This is a genomic window from Streptosporangium amethystogenes (assembly GCF_000721075.1).
In the GTDB taxonomy this organism is placed as follows: domain Bacteria; phylum Actinomycetota; class Actinomycetes; order Streptosporangiales; family Streptosporangiaceae; genus Streptosporangium; species Streptosporangium amethystogenes.
In genome coordinates this window covers 1-577 of the sequence record NZ_JOEQ01000143.1, presented here as the reverse complement: position 1 = coordinate 577, position 577 = coordinate 1, and the positions used below count along the sequence as shown (strand labels likewise).

The window sequence follows — 577 nt, the reverse complement described above, 5'->3', positions numbered from 1 at the left end:
GAGACGAACCCAAGGGTCCACAACCCACATAGAGCCTGAAGACCCCTCACTTCATTCTGAGGACCCTTCAGTTCGCCTGAACTCTGGGGTTTCGCGGGGCTTGAGCAGCAACCGAACGGCCAGTGGCGTTAACGAGCCCGCGAGGATGCCGGATGCACGGTGAGGAATCCGTCGCCGCGCCTCCGTAGGATCACGCTCGTGCCCCCTCGATCGATCGCCAGACTCCGCAACGCCGGTGTGACCACCATCTGCGTCGGCGTTCTCGCCGTCATCCTGATCGTCCTGAGACAGACCCCGTTGCTGGCCCAGTTGCTGGGCTTCCTCTCCAAGACCCTGAGACGCAACAACTCGTCGCCGGTGGAGCCCGAGGTGGTGAGCATCGTCATCCTCTGCGGGGCCGGTGTCATGGTGCTGGGGATCGTGATGGTGGTGGCGGCCACGGTGCTCCAGGCACGCGCTGCGCAGGGGTCCCAGTAGCTTGTCGTGACTCGCTTGATGCTTGACGCAATGGCATCGGATGATGCTTGACACTCCTAGCTGGTCTTTCGCTGTTTAGTATGCGCTCTGGACTTGATCC

At 62.0% G+C, this 577-nt stretch carries 1 protein-coding gene; it reads left to right on the top strand.

Translation table 11 applies throughout. The features are described 5' to 3' along the window. Positions 1-198 precede the first annotated feature (198 nt). On the top strand, positions 199-477 hold the full coding sequence (locus IG98_RS0144005; RefSeq protein ID WP_030926606.1) for a hypothetical protein: 279 nt from the start codon (positions 199-201) through the stop codon (positions 475-477). Positions 478-577: the final 100 nt, after the last annotated feature.